Raw genomic sequence first — 21,608 nt, 5'->3', positions numbered from 1 at the left:
AATGGTGAAAGGAAGCAAGTCATGACAAATCACATTGTATTATTTGAACCTCAGATTCCACAAAATACAGGCAATATTGCGCGTACTTGCGCTGCGACCACTTCTCCCCTTCACATCATCAAACCGATGGGATTTCCTATTGATGATCGCAAGATGAAGCGGGCTGGTTTGGATTACTGGGATAAGTTAGAGATTCATTTTTATGACAGTTTGGAAGATTTTATGTCTCAGATGAAGGGTAAACTCTATCTGATTTCGAAATTCGCGGAAAAGGTGTACTCTGAGGCAGATTTATCGACTGACGAAGCCCATTATTTTCTCTTCGGACGTGAAGACAAGGGCTTGCCTGAGGACTTTATGAGAGAACATCCTGAGAAAGCTCTCCGTATTCCTATGAACGATGAACACGTCCGCAGTCTCAATGTTTCCAATACGGTCTGCATGATTGTCTATGAAGCCCTTCGTCAACAACATTTTGCTGGTTTAGAACTCGTTCACACCTATGAAGCGGATAAATTGAAATAAACAAAATGCTTGCACTTGCAAGCGTTTTTTGTTATGATTAAAGGGTCTTCAGGGCTGGGTGAAATTCCCGACCGGCGGTGATTTTAACTAGCTATTTTAGCTTTCTCGTCGTTGTCTTGTCTCGATATACTTTAAGTATTATCTTCGACTGCGACGCCTAGGTAAATCTAAAATATCTTAGCCAAATAAGTCCGCGAGCGCAAGCTGATGTGGTGTGATTCCACAACCGACAGTATAGTCTGGATGGGAGAAGACGAAAGAATAGCTTTGTCTGTTCGGATGAGTTTATAGATAAATTGCAACCGCTTGCTCTAAAGAGTGAGGGGGAACTTTTGGGATATAAAAAGTGAGAATAGATAGAGGGATTCTTTCCAACTTCTTCTGATTTTATAGAAAATTGGAGGAACCTGTTATGACAAACACACGTCGACTTTCGACCATTGCGATTTTATCAGCCATTTCATTTGTGCTGATGTACTTTGACTTTCCGCTCTTGCCAGCGGCGACCTTCCTCAAGATCGAGTTTAGTATCTTACCAGTCCTTGTGGGCTTGGTGGTGATGGATTTGCCTGCTGCTCTAGGGATTCTCTTGTTGCGATCACTCTTGAAGTTGCTTCTCAATAGCCAGGGAGTGAATACTTACATTGGCTTGCCAATGAATATCGTGGCCTTGGGAGTTTTTGTTATTGCTTTTGGTTTGATTTGGAAAAAGGAACGCAGCACCCTTCGTTTCCTACTAGCATCTCTAGCGGGAACTGTCGGCTTGACTGCTGCTATGTTGGTTCTCAACTATGTCTATGCGGTTCCTTTGTACGCGCAGTTTGCCAACTTTGATATTGGAAAAATTTTGGGACTTTCCAACTACCTAATGACCATGGTTTTACCTTTTAACTTGATTGAGGGTATCATCTTTGCCGTTTCATTCTGGTTGTTATACGTCCTCTTGAAACCAACCTTAAAACATTATGAGAGATAAACAAATATTTTTAATGAAGGGCAGTTTTGCCCTTTTACTTTTCGTCCTTCTTGGCTATATGGTTAAGTTCTATCCTGAAACGTTGGTCGGTTTTGATCAACCAATTCAGACTGCCCTTCGTGGGGACTTGCCAGATTATTTGACAGTTCTGTTCCGTACCCTTACGCATTTGATTGATATTCCAGTGATTATCACCTGGGTTACCATCGCAGCCTTTATCTTTTATCGTAAGCAGTGGAAGATAGAAAGCTACTTCATGGCGGGTAATCTAGCCTTAGCCGGTCTTTTAATCGTGACCTTCAAAAACATCTACCAGCGCCCACGGCCAGCTATCTTACACTTGGTAGAGGAGAAGGGTTTTTCTTTTCCAAGTGGCCATTCTCTGGCTGTAACCTTGATGGTAGGCACTCTGATTGTCATTCTCAGTCAACGGATGAAAAATCCAGTCTGGAGAAAAATCGTGCAAATCGTCCTTGGCCTCTACCTAGTCAGTGTGCTGCTATCTCGGGTCTATCTGGGAGTTCACTACCCATCAGATGTTCTTGCCAGTCTCTGTGTGGGCTTGGGAGTCTTGTTTATCGAATTTCCTTTCTATGACAAGCTTCGCTTCCAATGGCGATTTAAAGGCAAGCAGAAGTGAGTATCGAATTCCCTTGAGGAGAAAGAAATGAAAGGGAAAGCAGATGAAACAGATCTTACAAATAGATAGTGCATTGCGTCTTGTTCCTTTTTATATTGAAATTAGTCTGGTCTAACTTGTTTTTTAACTAAAAATTTGATAAACTATGTAGTAATCGAATAGAAATCCGCAAGACTAGTAACTCAAGGGAAGTATATCAGGGAGGAGAGCCGTGACTGCAAGCTCTCTATATGAAAGCTGGGTGAATTCACTTGCGCATGGATTTAGAAATGAAGGTCTGACTTGTCAGATGAAACGGATGGTACCGCGTGTCAACGCTCCGAGTGGAGTTTTTGACATGTGGTTTTCTTTTTATCTACGAGCGACTGATGGAGGAATTATGTCAACTATTGAAGAACAATTAAAAGCGCTTCGCGAAGAAACGCTGGCTAGCTTGAAGCAGATTACTGCTGAAAATGAAAAAGAGATGCAAGAATTACGTGTCTCTGTCCTTGGTAAAAAAGGGTCGCTTACTGAAATCCTTAAAGGGATGAAGGATGTATCGGCTGAAATGCGCCCTGTCATCGGAAAACACGTTAATGAAGCTCGTGATGTCTTGACAGCAGCCTTTGAGGAAACAGCGAAACTCTTGGAAGAAAAGAAAGTCGCAGCTCAACTTGCTAGTGAGAGCATCGATGTAACACTTCCAGGTCGTCCTGTTGCGGTTGGTCACCGTCATGTTCTTACACAAACCAGTGAAGAAATCGAAGATATTTTTATCGGGATGGGTTACCAAGTCGTGGATGGTTTTGAAGTGGAGCAAGACTACTATAACTTCGAGCGTATGAACCTTCCAAAAGATCACCCAGCTCGCGATATGCAGGATACTTTCTACATCACAGAAGAAATCTTACTCCGTACTCACACGTCTCCAGTTCAGGCGCGTGCTATGGACGCCCATGATTTTTCAAAAGGTCCTTTGAAAATGATCTCACCTGGGCGTGTATTCCGTCGTGATACGGACGATGCGACCCACAGTCACCAGTTCCACCAAATCGAAGGCTTGGTTGTTGGGAAGAACATTTCTATGGCAGATCTTCAAGGAACCCTTCAATTGATCGTTCAAAAAATGTTTGGTGAAGAGCGTCAGATTCGTCTGCGTCCATCCTATTTCCCATTCACAGAGCCATCTGTCGAGGTGGATGTTTCTTGCTTTAAGTGTGGTGGAGAAGGCTGTAACGTATGTAAGAAAACAGGTTGGATCGAGATTATGGGTGCTGGTATGGTTCACCCACGTGTCCTTGAGATGAGTGGTATTGATGCAACTGTTTACTCTGGCTTTGCCTTTGGTCTTGGTCAAGAGCGTGTTGCTATGCTCCGTTACGGAATCAATGATATCCGTGGTTTCTACCAAGGCGATGTCCGCTTCTCAGAACAGTTTAAATAAGATTGAAACCTGAAACACAGTCCTATACAGTCCTAGTCATTTTCTCTTGATGAGAATGGTGAGGACTGACTCGAAGAAAAAGAAAGGAATTGAAAAGAACTTACTTGTGGGTTCTTACAATCAGAATTATGCTTGTATCTTATAAATGGTTAAAAGAATTGGTGGACATTGATGTGCCATCACAAGAGTTGGCTGAAAAAATGTCAACTACAGGGATTGAGGTCGAAGGTGTGGAATCACCTGCTGCTGGTCTCTCAAAAATTGTCGTCGGTGAGGTCTTGTCTTGCGAAGATGTGCCAGAAACTCACCTCCATGTTTGTCAGGTTAACGTTGGCGAAGAAGAAGCACGTCAAATCGTTTGTGGTGCACCGAATGTGCGTGCTGGTATTAAGGTTATGGTGGCTCTTCCAGGAGCTCGTATTGCTGACAATTACAAGATTAAAAAAGGGAAAATCCGTGGCTTAGAGTCACTTGGAATGATCTGTTCACTTGGTGAATTAGGTATTTCTGACTCAGTTGTACCAAAGGAATTCGCAGATGGTATTCAAATCTTGCCTCAAGATGCTGTTCCTGGGGACGAAGTCTTTTCTTACCTAGACTTGGATGATGAAATCATCGAACTTTCTATCACACCAAACCGTGCAGACGCTCTATCTATGCGTGGAGTAGCGTACGAAGTGGCAGCCATCTATGACAAGGCAGTCAACTTTAAAGAATTCAGTTTAATAGAAACAAATGAAGCTGCAACAGATGCCCTTTCTGTAGGCATTGAGACAGACAAGGCGCCTTACTATGCAGCCCGTATCTTGGACAATGTGACCATCGCACCAAGTCCGCAATGGTTGCAAAATCTTCTTATGAACGAAGGCATCCGTCCGATTAACAATGTGGTCGACGTGACCAACTATATCCTACTCTACTTTGGTCAGCCTATGCATGCCTTTGACTTGGATACCTTTGAAGGCAATGACATCCGTGTGCGTGAAGCGCGTACTGGTGAAAAGTTGGTGACCTTGGACGGTGAAGAACGTGACTTGGAAACAAATGACTTAGTCATCACTGTGGCTGACAAACCAGTAGCCCTTGCAGGTGTCATGGGTGGAGAGGCTACAGAAATCTCTGAAAATTCTAGTCGCGTTGTGTTAGAAGCAGCTGTTTTCAATGGCACATCCATTCGTAAGACTAGCGGACGCCTTAACCTTCGTTCGGAATCATCTTCTCGTTTTGAAAAAGGGATTAATGTGGCAACAGTCGATGAGGCCTTGGATGCTGCAGCGAGCATGATTGCAGAACTTGCAGGTGCGACGGTGCGTAAGGGTATCGTTTCAGCGGGTGCGCTTGACACTTCTGATGTAGAAGTATCTTCAACTCTGGCTGATGTCAACCGTGTCCTTGGTACGGAGCTTTCATATGCTGATGTGGAAGATGTCTTCCGTCGTCTTGGCTTTGGTCTTTCTGGCAATGCAGACAGCTTTACCGTTAGTGTTCCACGTCGTCGTTGGGATATCACCATCGAAGCGGACCTCTTTGAAGAAATCGCTCGTATCTATGGTTACGATCGCTTGCCAACTAGTCTTCCAAAAGATGACGGTACAGCAGGTGAATTGACTGCGACACAAAAATTGCGCCGTCAAGTTCGTACCATTGCTGAAGGAGCTGGTTTGACAGAAATCATCACCTACGCTCTAACAACGCCTGAAAAAGCAGTTGAGTTTACAGCTCAACCAAGTAACCTTACAGAACTCATGTGGCCAATGACTGTGGACCGTTCTGTCCTTCGTCAAAATATGGTTTCAGGTATTTTGGATACAGTTGCCTACAACGTAGCACGTAAGAATAAAAACTTGGCTCTTTACGAGATTGGAAAAGTCTTCGAGCAAACGGGTAATCCAAAAGAAGACTTGCCAAATGAAATTAACAGCTTTGCCTTTGCCTTGACTGGCTTAGTCGCCGAAAAAGACTTCCAAACAGCAGCAGTTCCTGTTGACTTCTTCTATGCCAAAGGAATTTTGGAAGCCCTCTTTGCTCGCTTGGGTCTTGAAGTGACTTATACAGCAACTTCTGAAATTGCTAGTCTTCACCCAGGACGTACAGCCTTGATCTCACTCGGTGACCAAGTTCTTGGTTTCCTCGGACAAGTCCACCCTGTGACAGCTAAGGCTTATGATATTCCTGAGACTTATGTGGCTGAGCTTAACCTTTCAGCTATTGAAGCAGCCCTTCAACCAGCTACTCCATTTGTGGAAATTACTAAATTCCCAGCAGTCAGCCGTGATATCGCACTTCTCTTGAAAGCAGAAGTGACTCACCAAGATGTGGTTGATGCGATCAAATCAGCTGGCGTGAAACGTTTGACAGATATCAAACTCTTTGACGTCTTCTCAGGTGAAAAATTGGGACTTGGTATGAAATCAATGGCCTATAGCTTGACCTTCCAAAATCCAGAAGATAGCTTGACAGACGAAGAAGTCGCACGCTATATGGAAAAAATCCAAGCATCACTCGAAGAAAAAGTCAATGCAGAAGTGCGTTAATTCATCAATCCATCCTTCGGGGTGGATTTTTAGTTTTAGGAGAACAGTTCAGAAGAGAAAAGCGACAGTTGAGGAGGAAACTATCTCAGAAATCCTTTAATGAACTATACTTAAGTTATTACTAGAGCGCTTAAAAAACTTAGATTTGGTAGATTTTTACTATAAATAATATCGATAAAAATGGACATAAATCGTTGTAAAGGCTATCAAAAAGGAGTATAATAAGTGCAACATATCTCGGAGGTGGAAGATGCTAGAAGTAAGAAATCTAGAGAAAAGTTTCGGTTCCAAGCAAGTCTTGTTTGGTGTCGATTTTCAGGCAAGTCCAGGACGGATTCTGGGCTTGGTCGGGAAGAATGGGGCTGGGAAAACAACGATTTTCCACAGTATGTTGAAATTTTTGGAGTATCAAGGAGAGATCAGTCTGGATGGGCAGGAGATTCGTCAGGAAACCTATGCTCGGATTGGCTATCTACCTGAGGAACGCAGCCTCATGCCCAAGCTGACAGTCCTTGAACAAGTTCGCTACTTGGCTACTCTAAAGGGCATGGATGCTAAGGAGGTCAAGGAAAAACTCCCTCAATGGATGGAAAGACTTGAAGTGAAGGGCAAATTGACCGACAAAATCAAGAGTCTTTCTAAAGGGAATCAACAGAAAATTCAGCTGATTATCACCCTAATCCATGAGCCAGACTTGATTATCCTGGATGAGCCTTTTAGTGGTTTGGATCCAGTCAATACCGAGTTGCTCAAACAGGTCATCTTGAAAGAGAAAGAGCGCGGTGCAATCATTATCTTTTCTGACCATGTCATGACCAATGTTGAGGAACTTTGCGATGATATCCTGATGATTCGTGATGGACGTGTAGTCTTGCATGGACCAGTTCAGGATGTTCGCAATCAATACGGGAAAACACGTCTCTTTGTTTCAAGTGAACAAAGCAAGGAAGAATTGGAAAAACTTCCTCACGTCAAACAGGTGATCTTGACCAAGCAAGGTAGTTGGAAATTGATTCTAGATGATGAGAGCGCTGGAAGAGAACTCTTCCCAATCCTCACTCAAGGTCAATACATCGCGACCTTTGACCAGCAAGCTCCAACAATCGATGAAATCTTTAAACTAGAATCAGGGGTGGAAGTATGAGAAATATGTGGGTTGTAATGAAGGAAACCTATCTTCGACATGTTAAGTCATGGAGTTTCTTCTTTATGGTGATTTCGCCGTTCCTCTTTTTAGCCTTATCTGTAGGAATCGGCTTTCTCCAAGGGTCTTCTATGGCCAAGAATAGTAAGATAGCAGTAGTAACAACTGTACCATCTGTGGAAGAAGGGCTCAAGGGTACCAATGGTATCAACTTTGATTATAAGGATGAAGCCAGTGCCCAAGCTGCTATCAAGGATGAAAAAATCAAGGGTTACCTAACCATTGATCAAGAGGATAGTGTCATCAAAGCCGTTTACCATGGTGAAACTTCTCTTGAAACAGGCATCAAGCTAGCAGTAACCAATAAACTCAATGAGCTTCAATACCAACTGAATCGTTCGGCAGCCAATTTGTCTCAAGAACAGGAAAAACGCCTGAGTCAAACCGTTGATTTTACTGAGAAGATTGATGAATCTAAGGAAAACAAAAAAATTGTTCAAACCATTGCGGCCGCAGGGCTTGGTTTCTTCCTTTATATGATTTTGATTACCTATGCTAGTGTCACTGCTCAGGAAGTGGCTAGCGAGAAAGGAACCAAAATCATGGAGGTGGTCTTCTCTAGTATCCGAGCAAGTCATTATTTTTACGCTCGCATGCTGGCTCTGCTTCTTGTGATTTTGACTCATATTGGCATTTACGTCGTGGGTGGGCTGGCTGCCATTCTGCTCTTTAAAGACCTACCAATCTTGGCACAATCTGGTATTTTAAACCATATAGGAGAGGCCTTCTCGCTCAATACCTTATTGTTTGTCTTGGTTAGCCTCTTTATGTATGTAGTTTTGGCAGCCTTCCTTGGTTCCATGGTTACTCGTCCTGAAGATGCCGGTAAGGCCTTGTCGCCATTGATGATCTTGATTATAGCAGGCTTTATGGGGGTAACAGCCTTGGGCGCTGCAGGAGACAATTTGGTTTTGAAAATTGGGTCTTACATTCCCTTTATTTCGACCTTCTTTATGCCATTTAGAGCCATCAATGGTTATGCAAGTGATTTAGAAGCTTGGATTTCACTAGCGATTACAGTCGTTTTTGCGGTGACTGCAACAGCCTTTATCGGACGCATGTATGCCAGCCTAGTCCTTCAGACAGATGACTTAGGTCTATGGAAAAGCTTCAAACGTGCCTTAGCTTACAAATAGCAATAGAAACCTCGTTTTCACGAGGTTTTTGTGATATTTTAAAGGTTAAATAGGGAAAATTATTTTTCATATCTATTGACTTTTAGTAGTAAAATTTGGTATGATAGTAGACGGTATTGTTTACCCCATTTGTAAGGCCCCGGAACCTTTCAAATACCCCGCGGACCGGAACATCCGCCCAGTAAACAAAAACGATATTCATATAGGAGAAATCATGAACAAAACTACATTCATGGCTAAACCAGGCCAAGTAGAACGCAAATGGTACGTTGTTGACGCAACTGATGTACCTCTTGGACGCCTTTCAGCAGTTGTTGCTAGCGTACTTCGCGGAAAAAACAAACCAACATTCACACCACACACTGATACAGGTGACTTCGTAATCGTTATCAATGCTGAAAAAGTTAAATTGACTGGTAAAAAAGCAACTGATAAGATCTACTACACTCACTCAAACCACCCAGGTGGATTGAAACAAATCTCTGCTGGTGAACTTCGTTCTAAAAATGCAGTACGTTTGATCGAAAAATCAGTTAAAGGTATGCTTCCACACAATACTCTTGGCCGCGCTCAAGGTATGAAATTGAAAGTATTCGTTGGAGCTGAGCACACTCACGCTGCACAACAACCAGAAGTTCTTGATATTTCAGGACTTATCTAAGGAAAGGAACAATAAAGTATGTCACAAGCACAATATGCAGGTACTGGACGTCGTAAAAACGCTGTTGCACGCGTTCGCCTTGTTCCAGGAACTGGTAAAATCACTGTTAACAAAAAAGATGTTGAAGAGTACATCCCACACGCTGACCTTCGTCTTGTAATCAACCAACCATTCGCAGTTACTTCAACTGTAGGTTCATACGACGTTTTCGTTAACGTTGTAGGTGGTGGATACGCTGGTCAATCAGGAGCTATCCGTCATGGTATCGCTCGTGCCCTTCTTCAAGTAGACCCAGACTTCCGCGATTCATTGAAACGCGCAGGACTTCTTACACGTGACTCACGTAAAGTTGAGCGTAAGAAGCCAGGTCTTAAGAAAGCTCGTAAAGCATCACAATTCTCAAAACGTTAATCAATACGATACTATCAACGTTTACAGACATTCAAGAGAACTCTCTTGGATGTCTTTTTTGTTTCAAAAAATCAAAGTTCACCCCAAATATTTGAACCTTGAATTTCCGTGAATAGGTTCCATTACGACTATTACCAGAATTATAGCCTACTTTATCGTAAGGTTCATACCCTAAAAGGGCTGATAATTCTGCTTTAAGCAGGTCGTTCATAGCTGTTTCAAGAGAAGAACGAAAAAATTCATCGATATCTCGTTTTTTGAGTAGGAAGTTAAGAAATTCTGTGGTAAACTGTGTTATAGAAGTAAATCTCTTTCTAGTAATGTTTCGCAACTCTACTATAACGGATTTGTTCCTTTTTGTGTTTACACAATTTATTTTACACTACCTGGTCGAATAACATTAGAAACGAATGTCTTTTATGTTTTAGGTATAGCACAATAGTGGGAATACAGGTAGTATTGTACTGAGAGGTATCTTATGTTTAGTAAACTAAGTGACCATGACTTTAAAAAAGGAGTCTTTAGAACAAAGTTCAGTCAATTAGTAACTCCATTAGGAAAAGAATCTGACTGGGCTCATTCAAAAGGTCCAGAATATCTTTGGATTGGATTAGCTCTGCAATATGGAAATCGAATAGAGCAAATGGAAAGAATGAGGTTAGCTCTGAATAATTTATCAAAAGCATTAGATTTAGAAACAATCTTGCCTTTACCGGCAATGAGTTTAATACTTAATTTAGATATTGATGAGAAGAAAATTTTTGTTGAATCATTAAGTTCTGTTTTCGACTTATCAATATTTTCTCCGCTTTCAATAGTTTTACCTGATAGCGAAGAGGTTTTGAGTAAAAATTTTTACAGCAAGAGTCACTCTTTTAATCAAAGACTAGATATACTTGTTAAAGTACTAAATGAAGTATCTGACCAATCTAGTCAATTATCAACGGATATAAGATATTTTTTACTGTATTACAAGATGCTACAGGGAAAAATTAAATTTGTAGAATCGCAGTTACACATGGTAGACGGATTAAGTAAGTACCCCTACTTAGACGTATCGGATCCAGAAATGAGAATTATTCGTCCTCAGATTCGCTCAATGGAGGTAGCTTTATCAATGTCCGAAGATATGAATTATCCTTATAGTAAAAGATTTTGGAACAATATTAGTCAACTAACTGATTGTGAGGTATATTCAATTGTTATGGATAGAAGTAATGCTATAGATTTGAATAAGATAAAAGATACAGTATCTTCGGCATTAAAATATTACAGAGATATGCTTCAAAGTATAGAGCCTTTTAACGAGAAACTCTATGTTCTAACTAGTATCCTAACTTATTCTTATAAGCGGTCGCTAGAATTAATGAATCATGATTTGCAATATACGATTTCAGGTCGTTCCATAGTAAGATCGTGCATTGAAAACTATGTGATGACAAAATATTTAATTGCTGAAGAAGAAAAACACAAAAATATTTGGGAAGAATATCAATATTATGGTATTGGTGGATATAAACTAATTTCAGAACGCTATATAGAAAATCAGCCTGAATTAACAAACTCTCATATTAATTTTGAATATCTAAATTTACTAATATCTGAATTTCAAAATAAAGAATTTATAGATATGGATACTAGATATTTCGGAAATGGGAATATAAGACAAAAGTTTAAACAAGTTGAGGAAGATGATTTATATAAATATCACTATGATTATGATTCTCAATTTGAACATGGACTTTGGGGAGCGATTAGAGAAAGCTCAATTTTGAAATGCACATCTGCTGGACACCAATTCCACGGTATTCCCGATGTAGACGATATTCAAAAATTACCTGATGTTAGTCATGATCTGGTGATGGTTTTAACAAAGCATCTATCAGTCATTAAAGAAGTGTTTCCTATTCCAAGTGAGCAAATAGAAGGTGATAGTTTATGCTAGAAAGACTAAGACAATCACAAAATGAATATTTAGAGTTACTGAAGAGAGTTAGAGGGGACTTGGACTTAGAGAATGTAGCTTATCATTTAGATAAAATTAGAAATTTTTGGTTTAGAAAACAAAAATTATTAGAGATGTGTAGCCAATATCTCTTTAATAATTCGAACACATATTTTTATACAGCAGTTTCTAAATTTAATGTAGATAACTCAGATAAGAACATCCTCTTTGCATTAGGGAATTATCAAATATTTGACGATCCAATACTATCCTATTTAGAAGTAATGGAAACAGGAAATACAGTACATCAAATAGAAAGATACTTCAAAAAATTAAAAGAAAAAATTGTAGAGTCAATAGATGATTTGATAGTTTTATTAGAAAAAGAGATTCCAAATTTTTACGTATTACCACTAAGATTTTCTAGTTCAACTATCAACAAAGAAAAAGTTGATATCAGACCGTTTATTGAAAACTTCTTTATAGAAGGCATTGATTTTAATAATTTACACAAGTACGAGAATATAGATACTGTGGTCGTGCATGAATACTTGTCGCATATATTACTCTTTGATTATGATGATCCTACACAAGCGATAAAAGACCGTTTAAAACAATATCGAATTGAGTACTCAGATATAGTCCCACAAGATATGAATGATACAGAACTTTTCCGATTTATTATCTATGGCTATTTCAGCCAAACTATGGATATTTTTCTGACTTCCTACTCTTTCAATATTTCCCCATTCTTTTCTAGATTAACTACATACATAAATTATAATGTTTTCTTATTAAATATCGTGCACAATTCGAAAAAAGAAAAACTAGAACATTTCTTAAAAATGTCAAGATTAATTTTACCCATTTGGTTTGAATACGATAAAAAAGGAGTTGAGCTAAGTATTTCTGAAATACGTGAAAGAGCAAAAAATATAAACTTTTCAGAACGTATAAGAGAGATTTATAATGCTCTTGATGACTTCAACACCAAAGAGCAGTTGATTACTGAGGTTGAGAATTGTGTACATTTATTGATAAATTATGAAGGTAGAGGTTGCTAGTAATGTTGTTTCTCAATAACATAAGCTCCGAAAAAGAATTTTTTGGTAATCTAATGATAATCCATTGTTTGTAAGATTAGGTTATAAGTGTTTATTTCCAACGAAAATGAAGTTTGAATGCTTAATTTAATAGGCTTTTACAGATATTTGATTTTTGTTACCCAAAACTAGGCGTGAAAAAAGCTCGTAAAGCATCACAATTCTTAAAACATTAATCAATACGATTATATCAACGTTTACAGACATTCAAGAATTTTCTCTTGGGTGTCTTTTTTGTTTCAAAAATACAAAGTTCACCACCCTATCAATGATAGATTGTGTCGTTCCTGAGACGTTTTTGTACTCTCAAGATTTAAGTAGCTATACAAAGCTTAGCTTGAAGTATGAACATTTTGGTATAGGAGGCATTCACTTTTTTAACACTTCTTAATTCGATTATTATAATATATGTTTTAAAATGGCAATCATTTTGATATAATTGTAGATGAAAAAATGAAAAGAGGATAACATTATGCCTTTCACTGATTTAGAAAATTTATTGCCGGATGAAGAAATTTTGATGGAGGGATTTGCTAATTGGAATACGACTTTAAATTCAAAAGGTGGTAAGCTGTTCTTAACAAATAAAAGAATTATTTTTAAAGCTCACTTAATCAATTTTGGGAAAAAGTATTTTGAATGTTACTTAGATGAAATTTATGTTGAAAAAAATACAATCACAATATTTGTTGTTTCTAATTTAGTCTCTTTTACAATTAGTTTTAGAACGAAAAATGGTGAAGAACATTCGTTTGTAGTTACTAGGGGGGATAAAGATTTATGGGTTTCTAAAATTAGTGAAGCTGTATTAAATACAGTTCAATCTAATCTATCAGTTCCGAGTGAGTTATCTGAAACTGAAAAACAAGAGATTAAATCTAATGTAGGTGTGGTTTGTTGTGGAGGTTGTGGAGCCTTTGTTGTTTCTGTTGCTGGCCAACCTACAAAATGTAATTACTGTGGTCGTTTAATCTAATAGGAGAAGATAATGGGACTAATAAAGACAACTATTGGCAGTGTATCCGGAGTTTTGGATGATCAGTGGAAAGAATATTTTTATTGCGATAGCTTACCTGCTACAGTATTAATAAAAAAAGGTTTAAGTACAAGAAAAACACACGAAGATAATATTATAGCTAACGGAAGTATAATTGCTGTTAATCAAGGTCAATGTGCTCTTATAATAGAAGATGGAGAAATAATAGATATCGTTTCAGAACCTGGACAGTTTATTTGGGATTCTTCAACCTCTCCATGTGTTTTTACTGGGAATCTTAAAGATAGTGTTAGGGAATCATTTAGAGAAATTTCTAAGCGTTTTCAATTTCAAGGAACTACTGGTAAGGACCAGAGAATTTATTTTATTAATTTGAAACTAATTGAAAATAATCTCTTTGGCACCCAAACCCCCATTGCTTTTAGATTTGTGGACATCTCTATCAATGCGGATTTTGATTTACATATTCAATGTAGAGGTCGTTTTTCTTACCAAATTATTGATCCTATTAAATTTTATTCTAATATTGCAGGTAACGTTGAAGATGTTTATCATTCAAGTGAGATTTGTGAACAACTGAGGGCAGAGTTCATGAATTCGTTTTATATTGCGCTAAGTTCAATTTCCTCGATTGGTATGAGACCAAGTGAGTTATTAAAATATACTAATGTTATTGTGAATGAAATGAATAGCAATATGGAGGATTCTTGGGGAAATTTAAGAGGAATTAAATTAATATCAATTGCATTTGAAGCAATTAATTTACCTGATGAAGAACAAAAAATATTGACAAATTTACAAGAGAAGAGGGCGTATTCGACTCAAGATGTTGCTCTTGGTCACTTTAATCAAGCACGTGGAGATGCTTTGAGAATGGCTGCTTCAAATGAAAATGGGAATATTTTAGCATTTGCTGGAGTTGACATAGCAATGAATAAGGGAGAAGAAATCACTCGTTCACTAGAAACTAATCAAGATTTAAAAAATAATTCAATAGAATTAAGATTACAGCGATTAGACCTACTAAAAGACAAAATTTCTCAGGAAGCTTACGATAAAAAAATAGAAGAAATATTAAGTGAAATCTAAATATGACTTATCTTCATCAGTACTTCTGTAAATTCATATTGTTATAATATATATTTGAACAAGCAAAGATTTTTAAATATACATTTACCGTTCTTTAGATGTAAATCATGTAAAATCGGGTACTACTTATAATAGATATTAATTTTTCTTTACTAAGAAATTCCCCTATTTCGATTAAACTTGTTCAAATTTTATGAAATTAATCAGTAGATATAGTTCCGAAAAGCCTAGGTATTGCGCCGTTTTTAGTTCAAGTAAAAACAATACTTTCCAAACCAGGTCCTAAGAAAGCTCGTAAAGCTAGCCAGTTCTCTAAACATTAATTATCTGGGAGTTATCAATCTTTCCAGACATTCAAGAATTTACTCTTGGATGTCTTTTTTGTTCAAAATAGATAAGTGGTGCTGTTTAAACTTGTTTTTTCTAGTGGACAATCGTTCACTTTTTTTATATAATAAAACTAAACCGGAATGGTTGAGTTTTGAAAATATAAGCTCGACCATCAATTTGTCTTTCTAAGGGAGATAATGTCCATTAAAGCATCACACTAGGAGGTGAATCATGTACCAACCAGAAAAACTCAAGGCTCGGAGAAAAGAGTTAAAATTGACACAGAAGGAAATTGCAGAGGAGTTGGGGATTAGTTTTCAGGCTTACTCGGCTTGGGAACGTGGGGTCAAGGAACCATCCAAGGAGAAGGTTGCTCAGCTAGAGAAGATTTTAAAAGTCGCAAAAGGCTATTTCACCCAGATAGAGATTGTCCGTCTCTACAATAGCCTCTCCAAGCAAGGGAAAGAAAAGATTGTTCTTTATGCTCGCAATCTGGCTCAAGAGGAACAAGTTCAGAAAGTGACAGCCATGCCAGAGCGTCTCTACGAGTATCACGTCTATGAACGCATGTCAGCAGGGATTGGGGCTTCGATCTATGATGACAGAAATTTTGATACGGTCTACTTTAATGAAGAACTAGCCCATGATTTTGCGTCCTGGGTCTCTGGGGATTCCATGGAGCCTAAATATCAAAATGGTTCTGTGGCTCTGATTCGGGAAACAGGATTTGATTACGATGGGGCGGTTTACGCAGTGGTTTGCAACAACCAGACCTATATCAAACGAGTTTATCGTGAGGAAGATGGCTTGCGTCTGGTCTCTATCAATCCCAAATACAAGGATATTTTCATCTCCTATGAGGAAGATCCTCGGATAGTGGGGATTATCGTTGGAAACTTTGTGCCAATGGAGGGCTAGCCTATGGGCTACTTTGATTATTCCAGAGAGCCCAAAAGTGATATTGCCTTTGTCGATATGAAATCCTTTTATGCCAGTGTCGAGTGTGTGAAAAGGGGCTTGCATCCGCTGAAGACCTCACTTTGTGTCATGAGTCGCGCGGATAATTCGACTGGCCTGATCCTAGCCTCCTCTCCCATGTTTAAGAAGATTTTTGGAAAGTCAAATGTTGGCCGGGCCTATGATCTGCCCTTTGATATCAAGACCCGCAAATTTTCCTACTATAATGCCAGAAAGCAGGGGTTGCCTACAGATTCAGACTATGTGCGCTACATCGAAGATTGGGCTCAAGTCACCTTGATTGTCCCTCCTCGGATGGACGAGTACATCGCAGTCAATATGGAAATCCAGCGAATCTTTCAAAACTATGGGAGTCCAGAGGATATTTATCCTTACTCTATCGATGAGGGCTTTATCGATCTAACCAGTTCGCTCAACTATTTCATCCCAGACAAGAATCTCTCTCGCAAAGACAAGCTGGATATGCTTTCTGCTCGTATCCAGAGGGATATTTGGAGGCAGACAGGGATTTACTCTACAGTAGGTATGTCCAATGCCAATCCCTTACTGGCTAAGTTGGCACTGGATAATGAGGCCAAGCACACCCCGACCATGAGGGCTAACTGGTCTTACCAAGACGTGGAAGAGAAGGTTTGGGCCATTCCCAAGATGACGGACTTTTGGGGGATTGGCAGGCGGATGGAGAAACGCTTGCATGCTCTGGGGATTTTTTCTATCAAGGAATTGGCCACCAGCAATCCAGACCAGCTACAGAAAACACTTGGTCAGGCTGGCCTGCGTTTGTGGTTTCATGCTAACGGGATTGATGAGAGTAATGTTCATAAACCCTATAAAGCCAAGTCCCAAGGCTTGGGAAATTCTCAAATCTTGCCGAGAGACTACGTGAAGTTACGGGATATTGAAATTATTCTCCGAGAAATGGCGGAGCAGGTGGCTATTAGACTGAGAAGGGCGGGCAAGAAAACAACCCTTGTCTCTATCTATGTCGGTTTCTCTAAAGAGGAGGTCAGGCCGTCTATTCACACACAAATGAAGGTCGAACCGACCAACAATACAGCTATCTTAACGGATTATGTTTTGAAGCTATTTCATAATAAATACACTTCTGGAGCGGTCAGAAGTGTCGGAGTCAACTATTCAGGATTTGTAGACGAGTCCTTTGGTTTGATCTCCCTCTTTGATGATGTTGACAAGTTAGAAAAAGAAGAAAGGCTCCAGACAGCTATTGACTCCATTCGGCAACAATTTGGTTTCACTTCTCTCTTAAAGGCCAATGCACTGGAAGAAGCCTCTAGGAGTCTTGCTAGAAGCAAGCTGATTGGTGGGCATTCTGCTGGAGGATTAGATGGATTACAATGATTGATCGTTCTTATTTACCTTTTCAATCTGCGCGAGACTATCAAGATCCAGGGATGCAGAAGTGGATGGGCTTTTTCCTCTCAGAGCATACCAGCTCGCTTGGTGAAGAAAAAAATCGTGTTGATTTTTCGACGAATTTGAATTTAGTTGAGAAGCTACGCTTGCTTTCTCAGCTTTATGTTGGTCAATTAAAGGGATGTTTTGTTGTCAAGGAAAGAAAGCAAAAAATGACAATCATCGGCGAGGTGAGTGAATTATCACCTCAAACTCTATCTATTAGGACAAATGAGGGATATAGGCTGGTAGGGATTGTAGATATCCTCGAAATTCGACTGTGTGAGGAGGAAGTTTATGACTAGAAAAGAGCTGTATGAAAACAAACTACAGATGGATTATTTTTCAGATAGTTATATCCGCTTTGAAGAGGATTTCCAAAAATACTCTGCCATGAATGTTCCCTTGACTTTTTTGATCGATGATATCCTACGAACCATGGCAATGAATCAGAAGAACTACTTCGTCTTGAACAAGGAAAATGCCAAGGATGGGCGGGAGCATCGCTTTTATTTTAGGGTGGTGACGGAAAAAGAGTCTCCTAGAAATCGAACTTATGCATATGCTGGAGTCGAGAATACTGACCAACAGCTCTATTTTGGTTGAAAGGATACGTTTAAAAAGAAATTAGAGTATTTTTTGGAGAGACTCTTGGATGGTTTGGGGGTCTGTTTTGGAAGAGAAGCGCTCAAGTACTTGCCCATCTCGGCTAATGAGAAACTTAGCAAAATTCCATTCGATTCGTTTTCCTAGAGGACCAGCTTTCTTGTCTTTTAGCCAAACATAAAGAGGATCTGCTTCCTTGCCGTTGACCTTGATCTTGGCAAAGCGAGGGAAAGTTGTCTGATAGTGTAGGCTGCAGAAGCTATTGATTTCCTCTGCGCTGCCGGGTGCCTGTCCCATAAATTGATTGCAAGGGAAATCTAGGATTTCAAAGCTCTTATCTTGATAGCGTTCATAGAGTTCTTGAAGTCCCTGGTACTGGGGTGTTAAACCACATCCAGTAGTAGTATTGACAATCAAGAGAACTTTGCCACGATAGCTCTCCAGGGGAGTTGCTTGGTTATTTTGGTTTAAAACGGAAAAATCATATATACTAGTCATTTTTCTATATTCTCCTTCTGCCTTCCTGATTCAGAGTGTTTCATTTCGTGTTCCGATAAAAAGGCGCAGGTCATGGTTCCAAAGATGGCACCAATTCCCAAACCTAAGACTAGTAAAGGGAGCGTTTTATCGAACTGGGAGAGGTTGTCCCAAAAGGTATTGAGGGGGAGATGCTGAACAAAGAGTTTGTGAAAGGCTGATAAGACAAACAAGCCAATTGGAATACTGATAAATACGCCCCAACTACGAAGGTTAATCTGGCTTTTGCTGTAGCTTTTGTGATGGATTTCGGACAGGTCATCCTTGTCTAAATGTAAGTTGCGAACTGCTAGTCTCGCCCTAGATGAGAGGACGAAGATAAGTCCAAAATAGAGGTAGGGCGTGGCATCTCGAACCAACTCTATGAAGCGTCCAAATAGGAGATAGAACAAGAAGAGTAGGAGGGAGGAGTAAACGATTTGGATCAAGGCACGAGCACAAGCCTTGTAAATCATCTCTTGACGGCATTCATCAAAAGGCCCTTGTATGTGAAAGAATAGTTTAAGTAAGCGAGTGGTGAAATCTTCTTTTTTCATGGGAGTAACCTCCTAAATGAGCGATTTTTGATTGACTTCTTTAAAGAGTTGATAGAGAGTATAGAAGTAAACCAAACTAAAAATGATACAGATTATTAGAAATACCAGGTATCTCCAATCCATAGGATTTGTTAAAAGTTGTGGAAAGGATACGAGGATAAAACAGAGAGATGCGTTTAGAAGACGTATTTTTTTTGATTGGATTTTCTCTGGAATCTCTGTCCCTTGTTCAATACAGGAAGGAATAAAAGAAAGATAATCAAGAAAGGATGCTCAATATGTCCAGAAAGTAGGAAAAAGGTAACAAAGATACTGATAAAAACATGACTGTTCAGTAGTTTAGCTAGTGATTTCATAAGGAACCTCCTAGTCGTCTTCTTGGTCTTTCTTGGCTTTTTGAATGCGAAGAGAGACAACAATTTGCATCATCAGTCCAAAAAAGAACGCTCCCAGTATCGTTTTTAAAATATGTTTTGAATTCAGAAGAGAACTGATGAAATTTGGATTTTCACTGGTTAAGGTATCGATGAGTGGCATTATAAAAAATATCGCTATTCCATAGATCAGACCAGCTTTTAGACCAGGAAAATGTAGCTGTTTACTTTCTTTCTTACTTAGCATTTCGGGATCAATGGCTGTGATGCCCGTTTTCTTGGTTTGAGAGACTACATAGAGGGCAGCCATCATCGAAATACCAAACACCACGAGAGGATAGCCGATAGCGACAATTTGCGGGTATTTATAGGCAAGAACGAGCGGGATAAGATTGCCAAATGTCATCAGATAAAAGAGAACGATAAAGACCTGATTCCCGATACGATCGGCCTCGCGCCGTTTGTGTTCGTCAAGGGGACCAGAAATACCGTATATGCGTTTGATGAGTTTTTCAGTGAGAGTTTCTTTTTTCATTTGTTTGCTCCTTTTTTAAAAATCGTCTTCCCAAAAGAGGCTATTGAGGTCAGTTTGGAGGCTGCGGGCGAGGTTGAGACAGAGTTCCAGGGTTGGATTGTACTTGTCGTTTTCAATCATGTTGATGGTCTGTCTCGAGACACCGATATCTTTGGCGAGCTCGAGCTGAGAAATGCCCAGTTCCTTGCGGAATTCTTTCACACGATTCATAGGGTCTCCTTTCTGGTATGTCGTATATATTTGACTACATTATATTCTTTTGGAGATGAGATGTCAAGTATATATGACATATTTTTGAGAATTATTTTCGAAGAAACTTAGCCTTGTCTGACAAGTGCAAGCTGGTCAGATTTGTGGTAAAATAGATAGGATATGACAAAAGAATTTCATCATGTAACGGTCTTGCTTCATGAAACGATTGATATGCTTGACGTAAAACCTGACGGTATCTACGTTGATGCGACTTTGGGCGGAGCAGGCCATAGCGAATATTTATTAAGTAAATTGAGCGAAAAAGGGCATCTCTATGCCTTTGACCAGGACCAGAATGCCATTGACAATGCGCAAAAACGTTTGGCACCCTATATCGAAAAGGGGATGGTAACCTTTATCAAGGATAACTTCCGTCATTTGCAGGCACGTTTGCAGGAGGCTGGTGTCCAGGAAATTGATGGAATTTGTTATGACTTAGGGGTGTCCAGTCCTCAGCTGGATCAGCGTGAGCGTGGCTTTTCTTATAAAAAGGATGCGCCACTGGATATGCGGATGAATCAGGAAGCTAGTCTGACGGCCTATGAGGTGGTCAATCATTATGACTATCATGACCTGGTTCGGATCTTTTTCAAGTATGGTGAGGATAAGTTTTCTAAACAGATTGCTCGTAAGATTGAGCAAGCGCGTGAGGTGAAACCAATTGAGACAACGACGGAGTTGGCAGAGATTATCAAGTCGGCCAAGCCTGCCAAGGAGCTCAAGAAAAAGGGGCACCCTGCCAAGCAGATTTTCCAGGCTATCCGAATCGAAGTCAATGATGAGCTGGGCGCTGCAGATGAATCCATCCAGCAGGCCATGGACATGCTGGCTCTAGATGGGAGAATCTCGGTCATTACCTTCCATTCGCTGGAAGACCGCTTGACCAAGCAATTATTCAAGGAAGCTTCAACAGTGGAAGTTCCCAAAGGCTTGCCCTTCATTCCAGATGACCTTAAGCCCAAGATGGAATTGGTATCCCGCAAGCCAATCTTGCCAAGTGCTGAAGAGCTAGAAGCCAACAATCGTTCGCATTCAGCCAAGTTGCGCGTGGCTAGAAAAATTCACAAGTAAGAGGAAAAACATGGCAGAAAGAATCGAAAAAACAAGCCAGTTATTGCAAACGAAGTTTAAAGGTTTTTCACGTGTGGAAAAGGCCTTCTATGTTTCGATTGCTGCAACAATGATTATCTTGGCAATTAGCGTTGTGTTTATGCAAACCAAGCTATTACAAGTTCAGAATGAATTGACCAAGGTTAATGCTCAAATCGAGGAAAAGAAAACAGAGCTCGACGATGCCAAGCAAGAGGTCAATGAATTGATTCGTTCAGAACGTTTGAAAGAGATTGCAAACTCTAAGGATTTGCAGCTGAATAACGAAAATATCCGAGCGGCGGAGTAAG

23 protein-coding genes, 2 pseudogenes and 1 riboswitch are annotated in these 21,608 nt (G+C 39.7%); of the genes and pseudogenes, 19 read left to right on the top strand and 6 right to left on the bottom strand.

Going from position 1 to position 21,608, the window contains the following annotated elements:
* The first annotated feature begins 21 nt into the window (after positions 1-21).
* The 9 genes from AC4ME5_RS07800 to rpsI all read left to right on the top strand — a co-directional run bounded on the left by AC4ME5_RS07800 (position 22) and on the right by rpsI (position 9,513).
* On the top strand, positions 22-525 hold the full coding sequence (locus AC4ME5_RS07800; protein ID WP_221161195.1) for a tRNA (cytidine(34)-2'-O)-methyltransferase: 504 nt from the start codon (positions 22-24) through the stop codon (positions 523-525).
* Between the two features lie 40 nt (positions 526-565).
* Positions 566-784, top strand: a riboswitch (FMN riboswitch).
* A 153-nt stretch (positions 785-937) separates the two neighbouring features.
* Positions 938-1,501, top strand: a complete 564-nt coding sequence (locus AC4ME5_RS07795; RefSeq protein ID WP_221161194.1) for an ECF transporter S component — start codon at positions 938-940, stop codon at positions 1,499-1,501.
* Complete coding sequence (locus AC4ME5_RS07790; protein ID WP_491800462.1) at positions 1,491-2,141, top strand: phosphatase PAP2 family protein; 651 nt, start codon at positions 1,491-1,493, stop codon at positions 2,139-2,141. The genes AC4ME5_RS07795 and AC4ME5_RS07790 overlap by 11 nt, the downstream gene beginning before the upstream one ends.
* Before the next feature lie 379 nt (positions 2,142-2,520).
* Entirely contained in the window at positions 2,521-3,567 is a 1,047-nt protein-coding gene (gene pheS, locus AC4ME5_RS07785) for a phenylalanine--tRNA ligase subunit alpha (RefSeq protein ID WP_000103747.1), read from the top strand.
* 128 nt (positions 3,568-3,695) lie between these two features.
* Positions 3,696-6,101, top strand: coding sequence for a phenylalanine--tRNA ligase subunit beta (gene pheT / locus AC4ME5_RS07780; protein ID WP_491800461.1), 2,406 nt, complete (start codon positions 3,696-3,698; stop codon positions 6,099-6,101).
* Positions 6,102-6,351: 250 nt separating this feature from the next.
* Entirely contained in the window at positions 6,352-7,245 is an 894-nt protein-coding gene (locus AC4ME5_RS07775) for an ABC transporter ATP-binding protein (RefSeq protein WP_491800460.1), read from the top strand.
* Complete coding sequence (locus AC4ME5_RS07770; protein ID WP_491800459.1) at positions 7,242-8,441, top strand: ABC transporter permease; 1,200 nt, start codon at positions 7,242-7,244, stop codon at positions 8,439-8,441. Before AC4ME5_RS07775 ends, AC4ME5_RS07770 begins: the two co-directional genes overlap by 4 nt.
* Positions 8,442-8,655: 214 nt before the next feature.
* Positions 8,656-9,102, top strand: a complete 447-nt coding sequence (rplM, locus tag AC4ME5_RS07765) for a 50S ribosomal protein L13 (RefSeq protein WP_001044624.1) — start codon at positions 8,656-8,658, stop codon at positions 9,100-9,102.
* Between the two features lie 18 nt (positions 9,103-9,120).
* Positions 9,121-9,513, top strand: a complete 393-nt coding sequence (gene rpsI, locus AC4ME5_RS07760; RefSeq protein ID WP_000075973.1) for a 30S ribosomal protein S9 — start codon at positions 9,121-9,123, stop codon at positions 9,511-9,513.
* A 76-nt stretch (positions 9,514-9,589) separates the two neighbouring features.
* On the opposite strand, the pseudogene AC4ME5_RS07755 reads toward rpsI, so the two are convergent.
* Positions 9,590-9,811: pseudogene (locus tag AC4ME5_RS07755) on the bottom strand (transposase); the annotation flags it as partial.
* 180 nt (positions 9,812-9,991) lie between these two features.
* Between AC4ME5_RS07755 and AC4ME5_RS07750 the strand changes: the two are divergent.
* The 8 genes from AC4ME5_RS07750 (at position 9,992) to AC4ME5_RS07715 (ending at position 17,974) form a co-directional block, all read left to right on the top strand.
* Complete coding sequence (locus AC4ME5_RS07750) at positions 9,992-11,458, top strand: DUF5677 domain-containing protein (RefSeq protein ID WP_491800458.1); 1,467 nt, start codon at positions 9,992-9,994, stop codon at positions 11,456-11,458.
* Positions 11,452-12,522, top strand: coding sequence for a hypothetical protein (locus AC4ME5_RS07745; RefSeq protein WP_491800457.1), 1,071 nt, complete (start codon positions 11,452-11,454; stop codon positions 12,520-12,522). The genes AC4ME5_RS07750 and AC4ME5_RS07745 overlap by 7 nt, the downstream gene beginning before the upstream one ends.
* A gap of 511 nt (positions 12,523-13,033) precedes the next feature.
* Positions 13,034-13,537 carry a hypothetical protein gene (locus tag AC4ME5_RS07740; protein ID WP_268702612.1) on the top strand — a complete coding sequence of 168 codons (504 nt, stop codon included), beginning with the start codon at positions 13,034-13,036 and terminating at the stop codon, positions 13,535-13,537.
* A gap of 12 nt (positions 13,538-13,549) precedes the next feature.
* On the top strand, positions 13,550-14,647 hold the full coding sequence (locus AC4ME5_RS07735; protein WP_268702613.1) for an SPFH domain-containing protein: 1,098 nt from the start codon (positions 13,550-13,552) through the stop codon (positions 14,645-14,647).
* Positions 14,648-15,208: 561 nt separating this feature from the next.
* Positions 15,209-15,895, top strand: a complete 687-nt coding sequence (locus AC4ME5_RS07730; protein ID WP_491800456.1) for an XRE family transcriptional regulator — start codon at positions 15,209-15,211, stop codon at positions 15,893-15,895.
* Positions 15,896-15,898: 3 nt separating this feature from the next.
* A complete protein-coding gene (locus AC4ME5_RS07725) occupies positions 15,899-17,314 on the top strand; it encodes a Y-family DNA polymerase (protein WP_491800455.1) in 1,416 nt (471 codons plus the stop codon).
* The gene (locus AC4ME5_RS07720) at positions 17,311-17,673 is read left to right on the top strand and encodes a hypothetical protein (protein WP_061409684.1); all 363 of its coding nucleotides are present in this window, start codon (positions 17,311-17,313) and stop codon (positions 17,671-17,673) included. Before AC4ME5_RS07725 ends, AC4ME5_RS07720 begins: the two co-directional genes overlap by 4 nt.
* Complete coding sequence (locus AC4ME5_RS07715) at positions 17,666-17,974, top strand: DUF5960 family protein (RefSeq protein ID WP_491800454.1); 309 nt, start codon at positions 17,666-17,668, stop codon at positions 17,972-17,974. The genes AC4ME5_RS07720 and AC4ME5_RS07715 overlap by 8 nt, the downstream gene beginning before the upstream one ends.
* Before the next feature lie 21 nt (positions 17,975-17,995).
* Here the strand turns inward: AC4ME5_RS07715 and AC4ME5_RS07710 are convergent, their stop codons facing one another.
* From AC4ME5_RS07710 to AC4ME5_RS07690, 5 genes and pseudogenes are all read right to left on the bottom strand, one after another.
* Entirely contained in the window at positions 17,996-18,472 is a 477-nt protein-coding gene (locus AC4ME5_RS07710) for a glutathione peroxidase (protein WP_491800453.1), read from the bottom strand.
* A complete protein-coding gene (locus tag AC4ME5_RS07705; protein ID WP_491800452.1) occupies positions 18,469-19,047 on the bottom strand; it encodes a DUF3278 domain-containing protein in 579 nt (192 codons plus the stop codon). Before AC4ME5_RS07705 ends, AC4ME5_RS07710 begins: the two co-directional genes overlap by 4 nt.
* Before the next feature lie 12 nt (positions 19,048-19,059).
* A pseudogene (locus AC4ME5_RS07700) lies at positions 19,060-19,403 on the bottom strand (hypothetical protein).
* Between the two features lie 10 nt (positions 19,404-19,413).
* A complete protein-coding gene (locus tag AC4ME5_RS07695) occupies positions 19,414-19,956 on the bottom strand; it encodes a DUF3278 domain-containing protein (protein WP_491800451.1) in 543 nt (180 codons plus the stop codon).
* A gap of 15 nt (positions 19,957-19,971) precedes the next feature.
* Positions 19,972-20,166, bottom strand: a complete 195-nt coding sequence (locus AC4ME5_RS07690; RefSeq protein ID WP_001082470.1) for a helix-turn-helix transcriptional regulator — start codon at positions 20,164-20,166, stop codon at positions 19,972-19,974.
* 162 nt (positions 20,167-20,328) lie between these two features.
* On the opposite strand from AC4ME5_RS07690, the gene rsmH reads away from it, so the two are divergent.
* Positions 20,329-21,279, top strand: coding sequence for a 16S rRNA (cytosine(1402)-N(4))-methyltransferase RsmH (rsmH, locus tag AC4ME5_RS07685; RefSeq protein WP_000159388.1), 951 nt, complete (start codon positions 20,329-20,331; stop codon positions 21,277-21,279).
* A 10-nt stretch (positions 21,280-21,289) separates the two neighbouring features.
* A complete protein-coding gene (gene ftsL / locus AC4ME5_RS07680; protein WP_000840795.1) occupies positions 21,290-21,607 on the top strand; it encodes a cell division protein FtsL in 318 nt (105 codons plus the stop codon).
* Position 21,608 lies beyond the last annotated feature (1 nt).

The sequence above is a fragment of the Streptococcus sp. A69 genome (genome assembly GCF_058556195.1).
The sequence above is the reverse complement of the archived record's forward strand: the minus strand, read 5'-3'. Positions and strand labels throughout refer to the sequence as shown.